16 protein-coding genes are annotated in these 15,105 nt (G+C 66.3%); 8 read left to right on the top strand and 8 right to left on the bottom strand.

The genetic code is table 11. The features are described 5' to 3' along the window. Positions 1–45 precede the first annotated feature (45 nt). Positions 46–705, bottom strand: coding sequence for a helix-turn-helix domain-containing protein (locus FRZ44_RS18450; RefSeq protein ID WP_225308333.1), 660 nt, complete (start codon positions 703–705; stop codon positions 46–48). Positions 706–877: 172 nt separating this feature from the next. Between FRZ44_RS18450 and purB the strand changes: the two genes are divergently transcribed. Continuing rightward, on the top strand, positions 878–2,176 hold the full coding sequence (gene purB, locus FRZ44_RS18455; protein WP_151178560.1) for an adenylosuccinate lyase: 1,299 nt from the start codon (positions 878–880) through the stop codon (positions 2,174–2,176). A 44-nt stretch (positions 2,177–2,220) separates the two neighbouring features. Here the strand turns inward: purB and FRZ44_RS18460 are convergent, their stop codons facing one another. Further along, positions 2,221–2,550, bottom strand: a complete 330-nt coding sequence (locus tag FRZ44_RS18460) for a DUF1476 domain-containing protein (RefSeq protein ID WP_151178561.1) — start codon at positions 2,548–2,550, stop codon at positions 2,221–2,223. 98 nt (positions 2,551–2,648) lie between these two features. Beyond that, complete coding sequence (locus tag FRZ44_RS18465) at positions 2,649–2,975, bottom strand: DUF1476 domain-containing protein (RefSeq protein WP_151178562.1); 327 nt, start codon at positions 2,973–2,975, stop codon at positions 2,649–2,651. 184 nt (positions 2,976–3,159) lie between these two features. On the opposite strand from FRZ44_RS18465, the gene FRZ44_RS18470 reads away from it, so the two are divergent. The 7 genes from FRZ44_RS18470 (at position 3,160) to grxD (ending at position 8,776) form a co-directional block, all read left to right on the top strand. Continuing rightward, a complete protein-coding gene (locus FRZ44_RS18470; protein WP_151178563.1) occupies positions 3,160–3,921 on the top strand; it encodes an NRDE family protein in 762 nt (253 codons plus the stop codon). 141 nt (positions 3,922–4,062) lie between these two features. Next, positions 4,063–4,827 carry a phosphoribosylaminoimidazolesuccinocarboxamide synthase gene (gene purC, locus FRZ44_RS18475; RefSeq protein ID WP_151178564.1) on the top strand — a complete coding sequence of 255 codons (765 nt, stop codon included), beginning with the start codon at positions 4,063–4,065 and terminating at the stop codon, positions 4,825–4,827. Positions 4,828–4,855: 28 nt separating this feature from the next. Further along, entirely contained in the window at positions 4,856–5,098 is a 243-nt protein-coding gene (gene purS, locus FRZ44_RS18480; protein ID WP_151178565.1) for a phosphoribosylformylglycinamidine synthase subunit PurS, read from the top strand. 81 nt (positions 5,099–5,179) lie between these two features. Further along, on the top strand, positions 5,180–5,869 hold the full coding sequence (gene purQ / locus FRZ44_RS18485) for a phosphoribosylformylglycinamidine synthase subunit PurQ (RefSeq protein WP_151178566.1): 690 nt from the start codon (positions 5,180–5,182) through the stop codon (positions 5,867–5,869). Beyond that, positions 5,866–8,082, top strand: a complete 2,217-nt coding sequence (purL, locus tag FRZ44_RS18490) for a phosphoribosylformylglycinamidine synthase subunit PurL (protein ID WP_151178567.1) — start codon at positions 5,866–5,868, stop codon at positions 8,080–8,082. Before purQ ends, purL begins: the two co-directional genes overlap by 4 nt. Positions 8,083–8,112: 30 nt before the next feature. Beyond that, the gene (locus FRZ44_RS18495) at positions 8,113–8,352 is read left to right on the top strand and encodes a BolA/IbaG family iron-sulfur metabolism protein (protein WP_151178568.1); all 240 of its coding nucleotides are present in this window, start codon (positions 8,113–8,115) and stop codon (positions 8,350–8,352) included. Between the two features lie 82 nt (positions 8,353–8,434). After that, positions 8,435–8,776 carry a Grx4 family monothiol glutaredoxin gene (gene grxD, locus FRZ44_RS18500; RefSeq protein ID WP_151178569.1) on the top strand — a complete coding sequence of 114 codons (342 nt, stop codon included), beginning with the start codon at positions 8,435–8,437 and terminating at the stop codon, positions 8,774–8,776. Between the two features lie 149 nt (positions 8,777–8,925). Here grxD and FRZ44_RS18505 read toward each other — a convergent pair whose 3' ends face one another. The 5 genes from FRZ44_RS18505 to FRZ44_RS27625 all read right to left on the bottom strand — a co-directional run bounded on the left by FRZ44_RS18505 (position 8,926) and on the right by FRZ44_RS27625 (position 15,103). Further along, positions 8,926–9,957, bottom strand: a complete 1,032-nt coding sequence (locus FRZ44_RS18505) for an NADP-dependent oxidoreductase (RefSeq protein ID WP_151178570.1) — start codon at positions 9,955–9,957, stop codon at positions 8,926–8,928. A 58-nt stretch (positions 9,958–10,015) separates the two neighbouring features. Further along, positions 10,016–10,825 carry a DODA-type extradiol aromatic ring-opening family dioxygenase gene (locus tag FRZ44_RS18510; protein WP_151178571.1) on the bottom strand — a complete coding sequence of 270 codons (810 nt, stop codon included), beginning with the start codon at positions 10,823–10,825 and terminating at the stop codon, positions 10,016–10,018. Between the two features lie 78 nt (positions 10,826–10,903). After that, positions 10,904–11,578, bottom strand: coding sequence for a glycosyltransferase (locus tag FRZ44_RS18515; RefSeq protein WP_151178572.1), 675 nt, complete (start codon positions 11,576–11,578; stop codon positions 10,904–10,906). A gap of 44 nt (positions 11,579–11,622) precedes the next feature. After that, positions 11,623–13,323, bottom strand: a complete 1,701-nt coding sequence (locus tag FRZ44_RS18520; RefSeq protein WP_191908177.1) for a tetratricopeptide repeat protein — start codon at positions 13,321–13,323, stop codon at positions 11,623–11,625. A gap of 625 nt (positions 13,324–13,948) precedes the next feature. Next, positions 13,949–15,103, bottom strand: coding sequence for a tetratricopeptide repeat protein (locus FRZ44_RS27625; protein ID WP_151178573.1), 1,155 nt, complete (start codon positions 15,101–15,103; stop codon positions 13,949–13,951). Positions 15,104–15,105: the final 2 nt, after the last annotated feature.

The following is a 15,105-nucleotide window of genomic DNA, read 5'->3' on the forward strand; positions in this document are numbered from 1 at the left end:
GTTCCTCCCTGAGATCGATTGGATTCTTGCTGTTGATTCCCGCCCTCAATAGCTGGGCGGCGTGATGGCCCAGATCACCACCGTCTCGATGGCGCCGGGATTGCGATAGCGATGGGGCAGCGTGCTCTTGAAGGTGAAGCTGTCGCCTTCCCAGAGCCGGAAGCGCTTGGCGTTGATCCAGAGATCGAGCTGGCCGGCGATGACGATGCCGGCCTCCTCGCCGATATGGGTGTAGGGCGCCTCGCCGCTGGTGGCACCCGGCGGGAAGCGGCTCAGCAGCAGCTCGAGCTGCCCGTCGAGATAGGGCGTCAGCAGACTGTCGGTGATGCCGTGGCTGTAATGGAGCGTGCGGCGCCGGTCGGCGCGCACGATGAAGTCGCGCTCCTCCTCGGGCCCCGGCGCGTTCTCGGCGAAGAACCAGCTGATGTTGACGCCGAGCGCCTTGCCGATGTCGTGCAGCGCGATGACGGATGGGTTGGAGAGGCCGCGCTCGATCTGGCTGAGGAAGCCGACCGAGAGGCCCGTCTTCTCGCCGAGCTCCTCCAGCGTCATGTCGCGGGCATGGCGCAGGCTGCGCACCTCGCGGCCCAGATGATGCGAGAGCTCGCCGCTGCTGCCGGGAGCGGGCTCGCCGGGCAGCAGCTTGGAGGCGCGGATCATGCGCCGGTTGGCATTCGCCGAGGTCTTCTGGGCTCTCCCCGCCATATCGAGCGGCAGGCTAGTGCCGCCGGTGAAAATTATCAAAAAACTTTCACTGGCCTGGAATTGGACTCCCGCGGCAAGGGCGCCGGTGGACCGAATCGTCCCTGCCCCTTATGGTCCGCGAGACTGTGCCATAATGGGCACCTCCCACCGACCTGCCAGGGCCTAAACCTCGATGATTCCACGCTATAGCCGTCCCGAAATGACCCGGATCTGGGAACCGGAGAACCGCTTCCGCATCTGGTTCGAGATCGAGGCGCATGCCTGCGACGCCCAGGCCGAGCTGGGGGTGATCCCGAAGGAAGCGGCCCAAGCGGTCTGGGAAAAGGGCAAGTTCGAGATCGCGCGGATCGACGAGATCGAGCGCGAGACCAAGCATGACGTGATCGCCTTCCTGACCAACCTGGCCGAGCATATCGGCCCGGCCGCGCGCTTCGTGCATCAGGGCATGACCTCCTCGGACGTGCTCGACACCTGTCTCGCGGTGCAGCTCAAGCAGGCCTCCGAGCTGCTGCTGGCCGATCTCGACAAATTGCTGGCCGCGATCAAGAAGCGCGCCTTCGAGCATAAGCTCACGCCGACCATGGGCCGCAGCCATGGCATCCATGCCGAGCCCACCACCTTCGGCCTCAAGCTCGCCGGCCATTACGCCGCCTTCGACCGCGCCAGGGCGCGCCTCACGGTCGCGCGCGAGGAGATTGCGACCTGCGCCATCTCCGGGGCGGTCGGCACCTTCGCCAATATCGATCCGCGCGTCGAAGAGCATGTCGCGAAGAAACTGGGCCTCAAGCCCGAGCCGGTCTCGACCCAGGTGATCCCGCGCGACCGCCACGCGATGTTCTTCGCCACGCTCGGCGTCATCGCCGGCTCGATCGAGAATCTCGCGACGGAGATCCGGCATCTGCAGCGCAGCGAGGTGGCCGAGGCCGAGGAGTACTTCTCGCCGGGCCAGAAGGGTTCCTCGGCGATGCCGCATAAGCGCAATCCGGTGCTGACCGAGAACGTCACCGGCATCGCGCGGCTGATCCGCGGCATGGTCACGCCGGCGCTGGAGAATGTGGCGCTCTGGCATGAGCGCGACATTTCGCACAGCTCGGTCGAGCGCGTGATCGGCCCCGACGCCACCATCGCGCTCGATTTCGCGTTGTCGCGCATGGCGACGGTGGTCGAGAAGCTGGTGATCTATCCCGCCGCGATGCAGCGCAATCTCGACCTCTTCGGCGGCCTGGTCCATTCGCAGCGCGTGCTGCTGGCGCTCACGCAAGCCGGCATGGCCCGCGAGGAGGCCTATCAGACGGTCCAGCGCAACGCGATGAAGGCCTGGGAGACGCGCGGCGATCTACTGGCGCTGCTGAAGCAGGATCCGGCCGTGACGGCCAAGCTGAAACCGGCGGAACTCGAGGCGCTCTTCAACCTCGACTACCACTTCAAGCATGTGGACACGGTGTTCAAGCGGGTATTCGGGAAGGGCTAGCTCCAATCCCCTCCCCCGTCTTTCCGGGGGAGGGAACAGGAATCTTAGCCCTTCACTTCCGACATCACCTCTTTCCGCGCCAGTTCCTGCAGCTCGGTGAGGTGGCGGCGGATGCGGTGTTCGGAGATCTCGATGCCGCGATCCTCGAAATCCGCCAGAAGCTTCCGGATGACCGCCTCGCTGCCATGCTGGTCGATCTCGGTCATGACCAGGCTCTTCGCATAGCCGTCATGCTCCGCAGCCGGCAGCCTCAGCAGGCGTGCGGCCCAGAGCCCCAACAGCCTGTTGCGCCGGGCGTGGATCCGGAACTGGAGTTCCTGCTCATGCTGGAACTGGCCTTCGAAGGCGCGCTCGCGATCGTCGAATACCGACATGGGTCACTTCCTCCGCTGTCGCGAGGGCCGGGATGAACCCGGTCCCCGCTCGCATGAAGTGACGCGTCGGTGCCGCTGTGGCTGCGCGGCCGGCTACGTCACTTCGTCTCGGACATCACCTGCTGGCGCGCGATCTCGCGAAACTCGGTCAGCTGATGGCGAATCCGATGGTCCGTCATCTCGATGCCCTTCGCCTTGAAATCGGCCAGCAGCTTGTCGACGACATCGTCGTCGCCGGGCTTTTCCAGGTCGGCCATGACCACCGACTTGGCGTAGGCGTCATGCTCGGCCGCCGGCAGCTTCATTTCCCGGGCGGCCCAGAGGCCCAACAGCTTGTTGCGGCGGGCTGAGATTTTGAATCCAAGCTCCTGGTCATGCTTGAATTTCCCCTCGAATCCGCGCTCGCGATCGTCAAAGCTCGTCATACCCCTGGATCTCCTATTGGTGCCTCGGGCGGTCCGGTTTGCCCGCCTCAGAAGTGGCCCTGGCGGGCGCCGCCGTCAAGATTTTCTGTCCGATGGTTAACGTCGATAGCACGGCGGTCGCCCTCCCAAAGCCAGCTCCTGACCTCTTGCCAGCGGCGCCTGAACCTGTCATTGGCCTCGGCTCATGTGCAGTGTGGTGATTTTGCTGCGGCCCGGCCATGACTGGCCGGTCATCGTCGGCGCCAATCGTGACGAAATGAAGAACCGGCCCTGGGCGCCCCCGGCGCGCCATTGGCCGGACCGGCCGGAAGTCGTTGCGGGCATCGACAAGCTCGCCGGCGGCAGCTGGATGGGGCTGAACGACCACGGCGTCGTGGCGGCCATCATGAACCGGATGAACACGCTCGGGCCCGCCGCCGGCAAGCGCAGCCGCGGCGAGCTGGTGCTCGAGGCGCTGGACCATGCCGACGCGCGCGCGGCCGTGGGCTTCCTCACCGACCTCGATCCCGAGGCCTATCGTCCCTTCAATCTGGTAGTGGCGGACAATCGCGACGCCTTCTGGATGCGCAATCTCGGCAGCCGCGAGGAAGGCCGGGGCGTCTCGGTCGAGCGCATCCCGCCCGGCGTCTCCATGCTGACCGCCCATGACCGCAACGACCGCGCCCACAGCAAGCGGATCGCGCATTTCCTGCCGCAGTTCGAGAAGGCGCCCGTCCCCGAACCCGCCACGAACGGCTGGCAGGGCTGGGAAGGGCTGCTGAAGGATCGGACGCCGGCACCGGGCGGCTCGGTCTATGACGCCATGTGCATCGTCGGCGAAGACGGATTCGAGACGGTCTCGAGCTCGCTCCTGGCCCTGCCCAGAGTGGGACTCGACCGCCGCGCGATCTGGCGTTTCGCGGCCGGCCGTCCCGACCTCCAGCCCTTCCAAAACCTCAGCTTTTAAGCGGGTTTCCCTGCGTCCCCGGGCGCGGTTGTCACTCCTTATCGCGCCTGCTATAGAGACCCCGACCGGCGGGACCGCCGTGCCGATTTTTCTTGGGCGCGCCAAGCCTTACGCGGCCCCTCCCACCCCCCGGAGCTCGCCATGTCGCGTCGGCGTCGCATTTATGAAGGCAAGGCGAAGATCCTCTATGAAGGGCCTGAGCCGGGCACGCTGGTGCAGTACTTCAAGGACGACGCCTCGGCCTTCAACAATCAGAAGAAGGGCACCATCACCGGCAAGGGGGTGCTCAACAACCGCATCTCCGAATATCTGATGGTGAAGCTGGGCGAGATCGGCGTGCCGACTCATTTCGTCCGGCGCCTCAACATGCGCGAGCAGCTCGTGCGCGAGGTCGAGATCATCCCGATCGAGGTGGTGATCCGCAACGTCGTCGCCGGCTCGTTGTCGCAGCGCTTCGGCATGGCCGAGGGCGCCGCATTGCCGCGCTCGATCGTCGAATATTATTACAAGTCCGACGAGCTGGGCGATCCGATGGTGAGCGAAGAGCATATCACCGCCTTCGGCTGGGCGAGCCCCCAGGACCTCGACGACATGCTGTCGCTGTCGCTGCGCACCAATGATTTCCTGACCGGGCTTTTCCTCGGCGTCGGCCTGCGGCTCGTCGACTTCAAGGTCGAGTTCGGGCGGCTCTATGAGAACGAGGAGATGCGGATCGTGCTGGCCGACGAGATCAGCCCCGATTCCTGCCGGCTCTGGGACGTGAAGACCAACGAGAAACTCGACAAGGACCGCTTCCGCCGCGATCTCGGCGGGGTGGCGGAGGCCTACCAAGAGGTGGCGCGACGGCTCGGCATCCTGCCCGAGGGCGGACCGCGCGACCTCAAGGGCCCCTCGACGATGCAGTAACCCCAGGACATCAGGAGCCGGAACACCCATGAAGGCGCGCGTCCATATCACCCTCAAATCCGGCGTTCTCGACCCGCAAGGACGCGCCATCCAGCATGCGCTGGGGGTCATGGGCTTTGCCGGCGTCGAAGATGTCCGCCAGGGCAAATATATCGAGATCGAGCTCAAGGAAACCGACCGCGCCAAGGCCAAGGCCAATCTCGACGCCATGTGCCAGAAGCTCCTGGCGAATACGGTGATCGAGAATTACGCGATCGACTTCGCGGACTGACATCCCATATGACGAGCTTCTCACCCTCCCTCTCCCCCACCCGCGCCGGCAGGGCGCGGGCTTGAAAGGGCGCTCTTCTCCATGAAATCCGCCGTCATCGTATTTCCGGGATCCAATCGCGAGGGCGACGCCTGGCAGGCGCTGGCCGAGGTGACCGGGTCCGCCCCGCAGCTGGTCTGGCATCGCGACAGCGAGCTGCCGAAGGTCGATCTGGTGGTGGTGCCGGGCGGCTTCTCCTATGGCGACTACCTGCGCTGCGGGGCCATCGCCGCTCATTCGCCGATCATGCGCGAGGTCAAGGCGCGCGCTGGCAAGGGCGTGGCGGTCCTGGGTATCTGCAACGGATTCCAGATCCTGACCGAGGCGGGGCTGCTGCCGGGGGCGCTGCTGCGCAATGCGGCGCTCAAATTCGTCTGCCGCAACGTCAACCTCAAGGTCGAGAACAGCCAGACCATGTTCACCGGCGGCTATGAGCAGGGCCAGGTGCTGTCGGTGCCGATCGCGCATCACGACGGCAACTACCATGCGGATGCGGCCACGCTCGACAAGCTCGAGCAGTCGGGCCGCGTCGCCTTCCGCTATTGCGAAGCCAATGGGGCCGTGACGGCGGCCGGAAATCCGAACGGTTCGGCGCGCAACATCGCCGGCATCTTCAACGAAACCAAGACGGTGCTTGGGCTGATGCCGCATCCCGAGAATGCGATCGACATCTTGCTGGGCTCGGTCGATGGCCGCGGACTCTTCCGCAGCCTCGCGGAGGCGCTCTCGTGACCGCTTTCGCCACGACCGCCTCGATCACGCCCAACATCGTCGCCGAGCATGGGCTCACGGCCGACGAATATCAGTCGATCCTCAAGATCATGGGCCGCGCGCCAAATCTGACCGAGCTCGGCATCTTCTCGGTCATGTGGAGCGAGCACTGCTCTTACAAATCCTCGCGGCGCTGGCTGAAGCGGCTGCCGACCGAGGGGCCCGTCGTGATCCAGGGGCCCGGCGAGAATGCCGGCGTGATCGATATCGGCGACGGGCAGGCCGTGGTCTTCAAGATGGAGAGCCACAACCATCCCTCCTTCATCGAGCCCTATCAGGGTGCTGCGACGGGTGTCGGCGGCATCATGCGCGACGTCTTCACCATGGGCGCCCGGCCGATCGCCAATCTGAACGCGCTGCGCTTCGGCAGCCCCGCCGATCCCAAGACCCGCCATCTGGTCGCGGGCGTGGTCGCCGGCATCGGCGGCTATGGCAATTGCATGGGCGTGCCGACCGTGGGGGGCGAGGTGAATTTCCACCCCTCCTACAACGGCAACATCCTCGTCAACGCGATGACGGTGGGCCTGGCCCAGGCCGACAAGATCTTCTATTCGAAGGCCGCCGGCGTCGGGAACCCTGTGATCTATGTCGGCGCCAAGACCGGCCGCGACGGCATCCATGGCGCGACCATGGCCTCGGCCGAGTTCAATGAGGATTCGGAGGAGAAGCGCCCGACCGTGCAGGTCGGCGATCCCTTCACCGAGAAGCTGCTGCTCGAAGCCTGCCTCGAATTGATGGCGACCGACGCCATCGTCTCGATCCAGGACATGGGGGCCGCCGGCCTCACCTCCTCCTCGGTCGAGATGAGCTCCAAGGGCGGGCTCGGCATCGAGTTCGATCTCGACAAGGTGCCGGTGCGCGAAACCGGCATGACAGCCTATGAGATCATGCTCTCCGAGAGCCAGGAGCGCATGCTGATGGTGCTGAAGCCGGAAGCCATGGAGAAGGCGCGCGCCATCTTCGAGAAATGGGAGCTGGATTTCGCCGTGATCGGGCGCCTGACCGACACCGGCCGCCTCGTCCTCAAGAAGGACGGCAAGGTCCAGGCCGACATGCCGGTGGAACCGCTGGTCTCCGAGGCGCCGGTCTATGACCGCCCGACGGCGGCGACACCGGCCCAGGCGCCGGTCGCGGCTTCGGCGCTGCCGGCGATCGAGCCGCTCGCGGCCTTGAAGACGCTGCTGGCCTGTCCCGACCTCGCCTCCAAGCGCTGGATCTGGGAGCAGTACGACCATCTCGTCATGGGCCGCACCTTGCAGCGGCCCGGCGGCGACGCCGCGGTGGTGCGCCTGCCGGACAGCAAGAAGGGCCTGGCGGTCTCGACCGACTGCACGCCGCGCTATTGCTTCGCCGATCCGAAGATGGGCGGCGCCCAGGCCGTGGCGGAGAGCTGGCGCAACCTGACCGCGGTCGGCGCCACGCCGCTCGCCCTCACCGACAATATGAATTTCGGCAATCCGCAGCGGCCCGAGATCATGGGCCAGTTCGCCGGTTGCGTCGAAGGCATGCGCGAGGCCTGCCTCGCCCTCGACTACCCGGTCGTGTCGGGCAATGTCTCGCTCTACAACGAGACCAACGGCAAGGGCATCCTGCCGACGCCGGCCATCGGCGGGGTCGGGTTGCTGCAGAACGCCGACCACTCGGTCTCCCTCAAATTCAAGGCCGAAGGGGACGCCATCATCCTGTTGGGTGCGACCCAGGGCCATATCGGCCAGAGCCTCGCCTTGCGCGAGCTGGCGGGACGCGAAGAGGGTCCGCCGCCGCCGGTCGATCTGGCGGCCGAACGCCGCCATGGGGATTTCGTCCGCGGCCTCATCGCCGATGGCAAGCTCACGGCCTGCCACGACCTCTCGGACGGCGGCCTCCTGGTCGCGGTGGCCGAGATGGCGATGGCCGGGCGCCTCGGCGCCAGCCTGGAGCTGCCGGTCGAGGCCAAAGCCACGCCGCTCGCATGGTTGTTCGGCGAGGATCAGGGCCGCTATCTAGTGACCTGCGCCGCCGCCGAGGCCGAGGCGCTGCTGGATCGGGCCCGGAAGACCGGCGTTCCCGCCACCAGGCTCGGCCGCGTGGGAGGAGCCGCGTTGACAGTCACCGGTCACGGGTCCATATCCGTGGCGGAGCTGAGCCAGATCAACGAGGGCTGGCTGCCCGGCTATATGGGCGCGGCGAGCTAACCCGGCCTACGGCAGAAGGACAGATATTTCATGGCGATGGACGCTGCCGAGCTGGAACGCCTGATCAAGGAAGCGCTGCCCGATGCGGTGATCGCGATCGAGGATCTGCGCGGCGACGGCGACCATTACGCGGCCCTGGTGAAGTCCCGGGCCTTCGCCGGCAAGACCCGTATCCAGCAGCATCAGATGGTCTATCAGGCGCTGCGCGGCCGGATGGGCGACGAGCTCCATGCCCTCGCCCTGCAGACCGGCCTGCCGGACGGCGCTTGAGGCATAGTCACGTGACTCGCATCATGCGGACGGCGCGTTGGAGAGGCACGCCGGACGCCCCCGAGAGAGGATGAAGGATCCCATGTCGACGACCAATCCAGTTTTCGAACGCATCAAGCAGGACATCACCGACAATGAAATCGTGCTCTTCATGAAGGGCACGCCGGTCTTCCCGCAATGCGGATTCTCCGCGGCCGTGGTCCAGGTGCTGACCCATCTCGGCGTCAAGTTCAAGGGCGTGGACATCCTGACCGACCCGAGCCTGCGCCAGGGCGTCAAGGAATTCAGCAACTGGCCCACCATTCCGCAGCTCTATGTGAAGGGCGAGTTCGTCGGCGGCTGCGACATCGTGCGCGAGATGTACCAGTCGGGCGAGCTGCAGCAGCTCCTCTCCGAACGCGGCATCGCGCATAAGGCGGCGTGAGGAACGAACTTCGCGTCTCTACGTGAGAGTCCCTTCCCCCTTGAGGGGGAAGGTTAGGAAGGGGGTGCCGCGCACTCCCCTTTATCGTGTTGCTGCACCCCTCCCCCTACCCCCTACCGCAAGGGAAGGGAGTGAGACTTTTCCTTTCCCTACTTATCCGGCCCCAGCCGCACGATCATCTTGCCGAGATTGGCGCCGTTGAAGAGGCCGAGGAAGGCGTCGGGGGCCTTCTCGATTCCCTCGAACACCGTCTCGTGCCATTTGACCCGGCCTTCCGCGATCCAGCGCGGCATGTCGAGCTCGAAGTCCGGGCCCATATCCTGCAGATCCAGGAACAGGATGCCCTGCACCGTCAGGCGCCGGCGCACGATGCGCATGAGATTGGGCGGACCGGGCGTGCGCGCGTTATAGGCGCCGATCATGCCGCACATGATGATGCGGCCATGCACCTTCATGTTGTCGAGCGCCGCCTCGAGATGGGCGCCGCCGACATTCTCGAAATAGATGTCGATGCCGTCGGGCGCCAGGCGCTTCAACTCGGCGCCGAGGTCGCTCACGGCCTTGTAGTCGATGACGTGATCGACGCCCGCGACCTCCTTCAGCCATTTCGTCTTCTCGGGGCCACCGGCGCTGCCGATCACCTGGCAGCCTTTGATCTTCGCGACCTGGCAGACGACGCTGCCGACGGCTCCCGCGGCGCCCGACACGAACACGGTCTGGCCGCGCTTGGGCTGGCCATAACGGAGAAGCCCGCCATAGGCGGTGTGGCCCGGCATGCCGAGCACGCCCAGATAGGCCGTCAGCGGCGCCGCCTTGCCGTCGACCGGCGAGAGCTGATCGCCGGCCGCCACGAAAGCCTCGCGCCAGCCCAGCATCGAGGTGACATAGGCGCCGACCGGATAGGTACCGTCGCGCGAGGCCACGACCTGGCCGACCGCTTCGCCCAGCAGCGGCTGGCCCAGCTCGAAGGGCGGCACGTAGCTGTCGCGGGCCCCCGTCATGCGGCCGCGCATATAGGGATCAACCGACATGGCGATGTTGCGCACCACCATCTGCCCGTCGGCCAGATCGGGCAGGGTGACTTCGACCAGGTCGAAATCGTCGCGCGTCGGCATCCCCGGGGGATAGCGCTTCAGGCGGATCTCGCGGCTGGTCTTGGGCGGATGGCTGCCAGGTGCCATGGGCCACCTCTCTCGCAAAAAAACGATCTTGCGAGCTTAATCGAACGGCGTCGAGGGGTCAGGCCGCGCGGGCGCGCTCAGGCGCGATATCGCCCCAGGCGTAGGAGGCCATGCTGAGGCTGCCATGGGCGAAGCTGCGATGGATCGGACGACCCGTCTCGCCCTCGCCCGCGCCCAACGCCACGAAGAAGGGCAGAAAATGCTCATCACGCGGATGGGCCTGCCGGCCCTCGGGCTTGAGGCGCCGATATTCGATCAGGCTGGCGGTATCCTGGGCCGCAACCCGGTCGGCCAGCCAATCGTCGAAGCCGGTGGCCCAGTCCGCCGGCGTCTCGCGATCGACGCCGAACTGGCGCAGATTATGGACCGCCCCGCCGCTCGCCAGGATCAGGATCCCTTCCTTGCGCAAGGGCTTGAGGGCGCGGCCCAAGGCGACATGATGGCCGGGACCGGCCGGATGCTGGATCGAGAGCTGCGTCACGGGGATGTCGGCGTCGGGATAGATCAGCAGCAGCGGGTTCCACGCACCGTGATCGAGACCCCGGGTGGGGTCCGCACTGGTGGGCAGCCCCGCGGCGTTCAACAGCGCCTGGGTGCGTTCGGCCAGGGCCGGCGCGCCGGGCGCCTTATAGGCGATGCGGTAGAGCGCTTCGGGGAAGCCGTAGAAATCATGGATGGTCTCGGGCGCGCGGGCCGTGCTGACGGCCGGCGCCGGCGTCTCCCAATGGGCGGAGATGCAAAGGATCGCCTCGGGCCGCGGCAGGCGCGCGCCCAGGCCCGCGATGAAATCGCGCGCCGGAATCTCCTCGAAGGGGAGCATCGGCGAGCCGTGGGAGAGGAAGAGAACAGGGAGCGTCTTGTCGATCATGGCGCTAGAGATAGTGATTCCGACCGCGAACTTCCATGACCCACTCGCCGGTAACCTGCTCTCCCGAGGGTGCCTGGCTCAGATGGTCGGCTTCTGTTCCTTGGCCTTCGCCAGCCGTTCCAGCACCGGCTTGGCATGGACGGAGTTGCCCATGAGCTGGGCCCAGGGGACGATCATCGTCATCTGCTTCAGCTCCTTGGTCCATTCGTCGGCATAGCCGAGATCCTTGGTCTCCGGAAAACAGGGCATGCCGGCGGTGTAATGCAGAAGCTTCGCCGGCTTCGGCTGATCGTACATGACGAGATGATTCCACTCGGCCGGCAGGGTCCCGATCTTGTCGGTCCAGCCGATGCCGTGAAGCCCTTCGGCGGTCTCGACATATTCTGACGTCAGCCTGCGATTGTCCGGGTGGCCGCAATTGAAAAGGATCACCGAGGCCCATTCGAAGCGGGCGTTGCTCTTGACCACCATCACCGCCTGGTTCTCGTCGGCGAGATCGAAAATCTCGGCGATGTCCCCCTGCACCAGCATGTCGAGATCGAGGAAGAGGGCCCAACCCTCGTAGTTGCAGAGCTGCGGCACGAGGAAGCGCGAATAGGTGAAGGGCGTGAGGCCCATGCGCTTCATCGGCAGTTGCTGGATCACCAGCGGCGTGATCGCAACGGGCCGCGTCGAGCGCCGCATCAGCGAGAATTGCAGCACGTTGTAGGCGACCGGCTGGCGCGGGTCGTAGCCAATGAAGACACGCAGCATCTCTATCCTCGCTCCGCCTCTGGGGATTAAATCCCTGATGTTTGTCAGGATAAGGCTTGGCCGTCTCGGTTGGAAACAATCCTCTCTGCCAGCCTGCCGGTTAACTCGGTAATAACAGGGCCCCACTGGCCGGGTCGGGTTTGGCGGAAAAGCTCTAATTTGGGCCACCACAGGCAGTCCTTGCGCGCCAGGAGCCAGCGCCATTCCGGCGGGTGCGGCAATATCACCCAGCAAGGCACGCCGAGGGCGCCCGCCATATGGGCCGTGCTGTTGTCGATGGTGATGACAAGATCGAGCGCCGCGATCTGCGCGGCCCATCCGTCGAGGTCGTTCCAGGCGTCGATCTGGGGATCCTGCCGCAGCTCGATTCCCTGAGCGGCGAGCGCCGCGATCTCCGCGGCATGATCGCCATATTGCAGGCTGATGAAATGCGCGCCCGAAAGGTGCAGCAGCGGCGTCAATTTCGACAAGGCGAGTTGCCGGCGCAGGCCCGCATTGGGCGCGGTGGTGTGCCAGGCAATGCCGACCCGCAGGCGATCGCGACCATAACGTGACATCAGCGCGTCGCGGCGTTGAGGATCGGCCGTGAGATAGGAACCGCCTCGGGCGAAGCTCGCCAGATCCGGCCGCAACTGGCGCATCAGGGATCCAGCCGGACATTGCGCCGCGATATCGGCGGGCCAACCTGGCGCTGCCGCGCCTTCGGGAGATCGAGCGACAAACTCGATGGCTGGCAGCGAGCGGCGGAACAGGGCCAACAGCCGGGGATCGCATTCGACCAGCAGCCGCATGTCCCGGGCGAGCTCCGGCAGGAGACTGAGGAACATCAGTTCGTCGCCGACGCCCTGCTCGTTCCAGACCAGAAGACGTCCCGCCAGATCGCGTTGCCCGTTCCATCGGGCCTGCGGATAGCGAACGATCTTGCTCTGCATCTGCGGCGTGCGCAGACGCCATTCATAGGCCTCCCAGCCTTCCTTGAAGCGGCCGAGCAGCAGGAGCATGAAGGATTCGAAGTGATGCGCATCCACATTGCCGGGCTCAACCGCCTGCGCCCGCCGATAGGTCGCGATGGCGTCGTCGAAGCGGTCCACCAATGTCAGACTGTTGCCGAGATTGAGCAGCAGATCGACGTTCGAGGGGTTGGCCGCCAATCCTCTTTCGTAGAGCGCGATCGCCTCGTCGCTCTCGCCGCTCGCCTGAAGCAGGAGGCCGAGATTGTTGATCGCACCGGCCAGGTCGGGCTTGAGCGCCAGCGCCGCGCGATAATGGGCGCGGGCCTCATCCTGCCGGCTTGCATGCTGCAGGACGCGCGCCAGGTTGTAATGCAGGTCGGCCTGGTCGCCATGGCGGGCCAGCCCGTCGCGGAAGACAGCGATCGCGTCCGCGTCGCTTCCGGCCTCGGCCAGGACATTGCCGAGATTGACCCGGGCGGCGAGATAGTCGGGACGCAAGGCCAGCGCGCGCCGATAGGCGATCGCCGCATCGCCGCGCCGCCCCGCATGCTGCAGGGCCAGGGCCAGGTTGTAATGCGAGGCGGGATCGGTCGATTTCGCCTTTGCGACACGGGTCAGATGCTGCACGGCCTCTTCATGGGCGCCGCGCTGGTCGAGCAGGAGGCCCAGCAGCATGGCGATGTCGCTATTGCCGGGGGCCGCCGCCAGGAGACGGCGATAGGCGGCTTCGGCCTCGGCCAGGCGGCCGGCCTTGTGCTGCGCGAAGGCGATGGCGAGCGGTGACTGGCTCATGGGGAGCGCTGCCCAACAAGAAGGGCCAGCGCCTGGGCGGCCGCCGCGACCGGCGCCCTCCAATCCCGCCATGTCGTCTGCCGGAAGAGCCGTAAGGACGGCCACCAGAGGCAATCCTCTCCCTCGATCAGCCAGCGCCATTCGGGCGGCTGGGGCAGCAGCACCCAGCCCGGGACGCCGAGGGCGCCGGCCATATGGACGGCGCTGTTGTCGATGCCAATGACCAGATCGAGGGCGGCGGTCTGCGCCGCGAAGTCGTCGAGACTCTTGAGCTGATCGATCGCCGAGTCCTGCAGCAGTTCGACACCGGCTTCGGATCTGAGCTTCGCGATCGCCTCGCGATGGTCGCCATACTGCAGGCTGACGAAGCGCACGCCCGGCACCTGCAGAATCGGCAGCAGCTCCTCGAGCTTGATCCGCCGCTGGGCGGTCGGCTCGTTCTTGGTGGTATCCCACGCGATCCCGACATTCAGCCTGTCGGTCCCGTAGCGCGCCCGGCAGCGGTCGCGCGTCTCGGGATCGGGCCGAAGATAGGCGCCGCCATGGCCGGCGAAGCTGGCGCGGTCCGGCCGCAGCCAGCGGCCGAGACTGCCGGCGGCGATCTGGGCGCGGATGTCGGGGGCCTTCAACCTTGCCGGCAAGGGATCGGCGCGCGCCACCAGCTCGACCTGCGGCAGGGCACGGGCGAAGAGCGGCAGCAGTCGCGGATCGCATTCCAGCACGCAGCCCGTCGTGGCGGCGAGTTCGGGCAGCAGGCTCGCGAACATGATCTCGTCGCCCACACCCTGCTCGCGCCAGACCAGCAGCTTGCCGTCGGGCAGAGCCCTGCCGTCCCAGACGGGCTGAGGGAAGAGCCGGCCGCGATCGTCGCTCTCCTCGCGGGTGCGCCAGCGCCATTCATAGCCGCGCCAGCCCGCCTTAACCGCCCGAGCAAGAGCTGAAGCTGGGCCTCGGCCCAATGGGCCCGCGCGTAATCCGGATCGAGGCGGGCCGCTTCCTGGAACGCCTGAAGGGCCGGCTGATAGCGCGCCAGGATCTTCAGATTGAGACCCATATTCACGAGCGCGTCGGGAAAATCCGGACGCGCCGCCAGCGCCCTCCGATACAGCTTGATCCCGTTCTCGAGATCGCCGCGCGTGCTGAAAAAGAGCCCGACGCTGTTCAGCGCGTCGGCATGGCGGGGATCGAGCCGCAACACGGTCTTGTAGATGTCGATCGCCTCCCGCAGGCGGCCGGCGCGCTGATAGGCGCGGCCCAGGCTGTAATGCAGCGGGGCCGAGTCCGGATGGCGGCCGACCGCCGATTCCAGAAGGCCGACGGCTTCGTCGACCGAGCCCTGGTCGCGGAGGCTGTCGCCAAGGCCCGCCAGGGCTTCGGTAGAGCCGGGCTCTTGTGCGAGCGCCTGGCGGAAGCCGGCCACGGCCTCCGGCCATCGCGCCGCCGCCTGATGAGCCCGGGCGACCGCAAGCTCTGACAGGGCCGAAGCACCTGGCGCAGCGGCGGCAGCCGAATCGTCGGATGCGGTCATCCCTCGGATCGTTCCTCGCGGACCGCCTCCCAGCGGCGGCAAGTCAGAGTAATGGAAGGGGGTGCGCCGGGCCATGACGATGGGTTGCTCTGTCGATCCCCCGTCTTCGGGGGAGGGATAGGGAGGGGGCTGCTCGGCGATCGCGTCATCCCCCTTCCTGACCTTCCCCCGCAAAGCGGGGGAAGAGACCAGACCCAACACGCCCAAAACGAAAAAGGCCAGCCCCAAGGGGCCGGCCTTTCGCGAAACCATCG

Source organism: Hypericibacter terrae (assembly GCF_008728855.1).
Taxonomy (GTDB): Bacteria; Pseudomonadota; Alphaproteobacteria; order Dongiales; family Dongiaceae; genus Hypericibacter; species Hypericibacter terrae.

Coding starts and splice junctions, on each gene's coding strand:
- FRZ44_RS18450 (WP_225308333.1), bottom strand. CDS start 705: ATGGCGGGGAGAGCCCAGAAGACCTCGGCGAATGCCAACCGGCGCATG.
- purB (WP_151178560.1), top strand. CDS start 878: ATGATTCCACGCTATAGCCGTCCCGAAATGACCCGGATCTGGGAACCG.
- FRZ44_RS18460 (WP_151178561.1), bottom strand. CDS start 2,550: ATGTCGGTATTCGACGATCGCGAGCGCGCCTTCGAAGGCCAGTTCCAG.
- FRZ44_RS18465 (WP_151178562.1), bottom strand. CDS start 2,975: ATGACGAGCTTTGACGATCGCGAGCGCGGATTCGAGGGGAAATTCAAG.
- FRZ44_RS18470 (WP_151178563.1), top strand. CDS start 3,160: ATGTGCAGTGTGGTGATTTTGCTGCGGCCCGGCCATGACTGGCCGGTC.
- purC (WP_151178564.1), top strand. CDS start 4,063: ATGTCGCGTCGGCGTCGCATTTATGAAGGCAAGGCGAAGATCCTCTAT.
- purS (WP_151178565.1), top strand. CDS start 4,856: ATGAAGGCGCGCGTCCATATCACCCTCAAATCCGGCGTTCTCGACCCG.
- purQ (WP_151178566.1), top strand. CDS start 5,180: ATGAAATCCGCCGTCATCGTATTTCCGGGATCCAATCGCGAGGGCGAC.
- FRZ44_RS18495 (WP_151178568.1), top strand. CDS start 8,113: ATGGCGATGGACGCTGCCGAGCTGGAACGCCTGATCAAGGAAGCGCTG.
- grxD (WP_151178569.1), top strand. CDS start 8,435: ATGTCGACGACCAATCCAGTTTTCGAACGCATCAAGCAGGACATCACC.
- FRZ44_RS18505 (WP_151178570.1), bottom strand. CDS start 9,957: ATGGCACCTGGCAGCCATCCGCCCAAGACCAGCCGCGAGATCCGCCTG.
- FRZ44_RS18510 (WP_151178571.1), bottom strand. CDS start 10,825: ATGATCGACAAGACGCTCCCTGTTCTCTTCCTCTCCCACGGCTCGCCG.
- FRZ44_RS18515 (WP_151178572.1), bottom strand. CDS start 11,578: ATGCTGCGTGTCTTCATTGGCTACGACCCGCGCCAGCCGGTCGCCTAC.
- FRZ44_RS18520 (WP_191908177.1), bottom strand. CDS start 13,323: ATGAGCCAGTCACCGCTCGCCATCGCCTTCGCGCAGCACAAGGCCGGC.
- FRZ44_RS27625 (WP_151178573.1), bottom strand. CDS start 15,103: ATGGTTTCGCGAAAGGCCGGCCCCTTGGGGCTGGCCTTTTTCGTTTTG.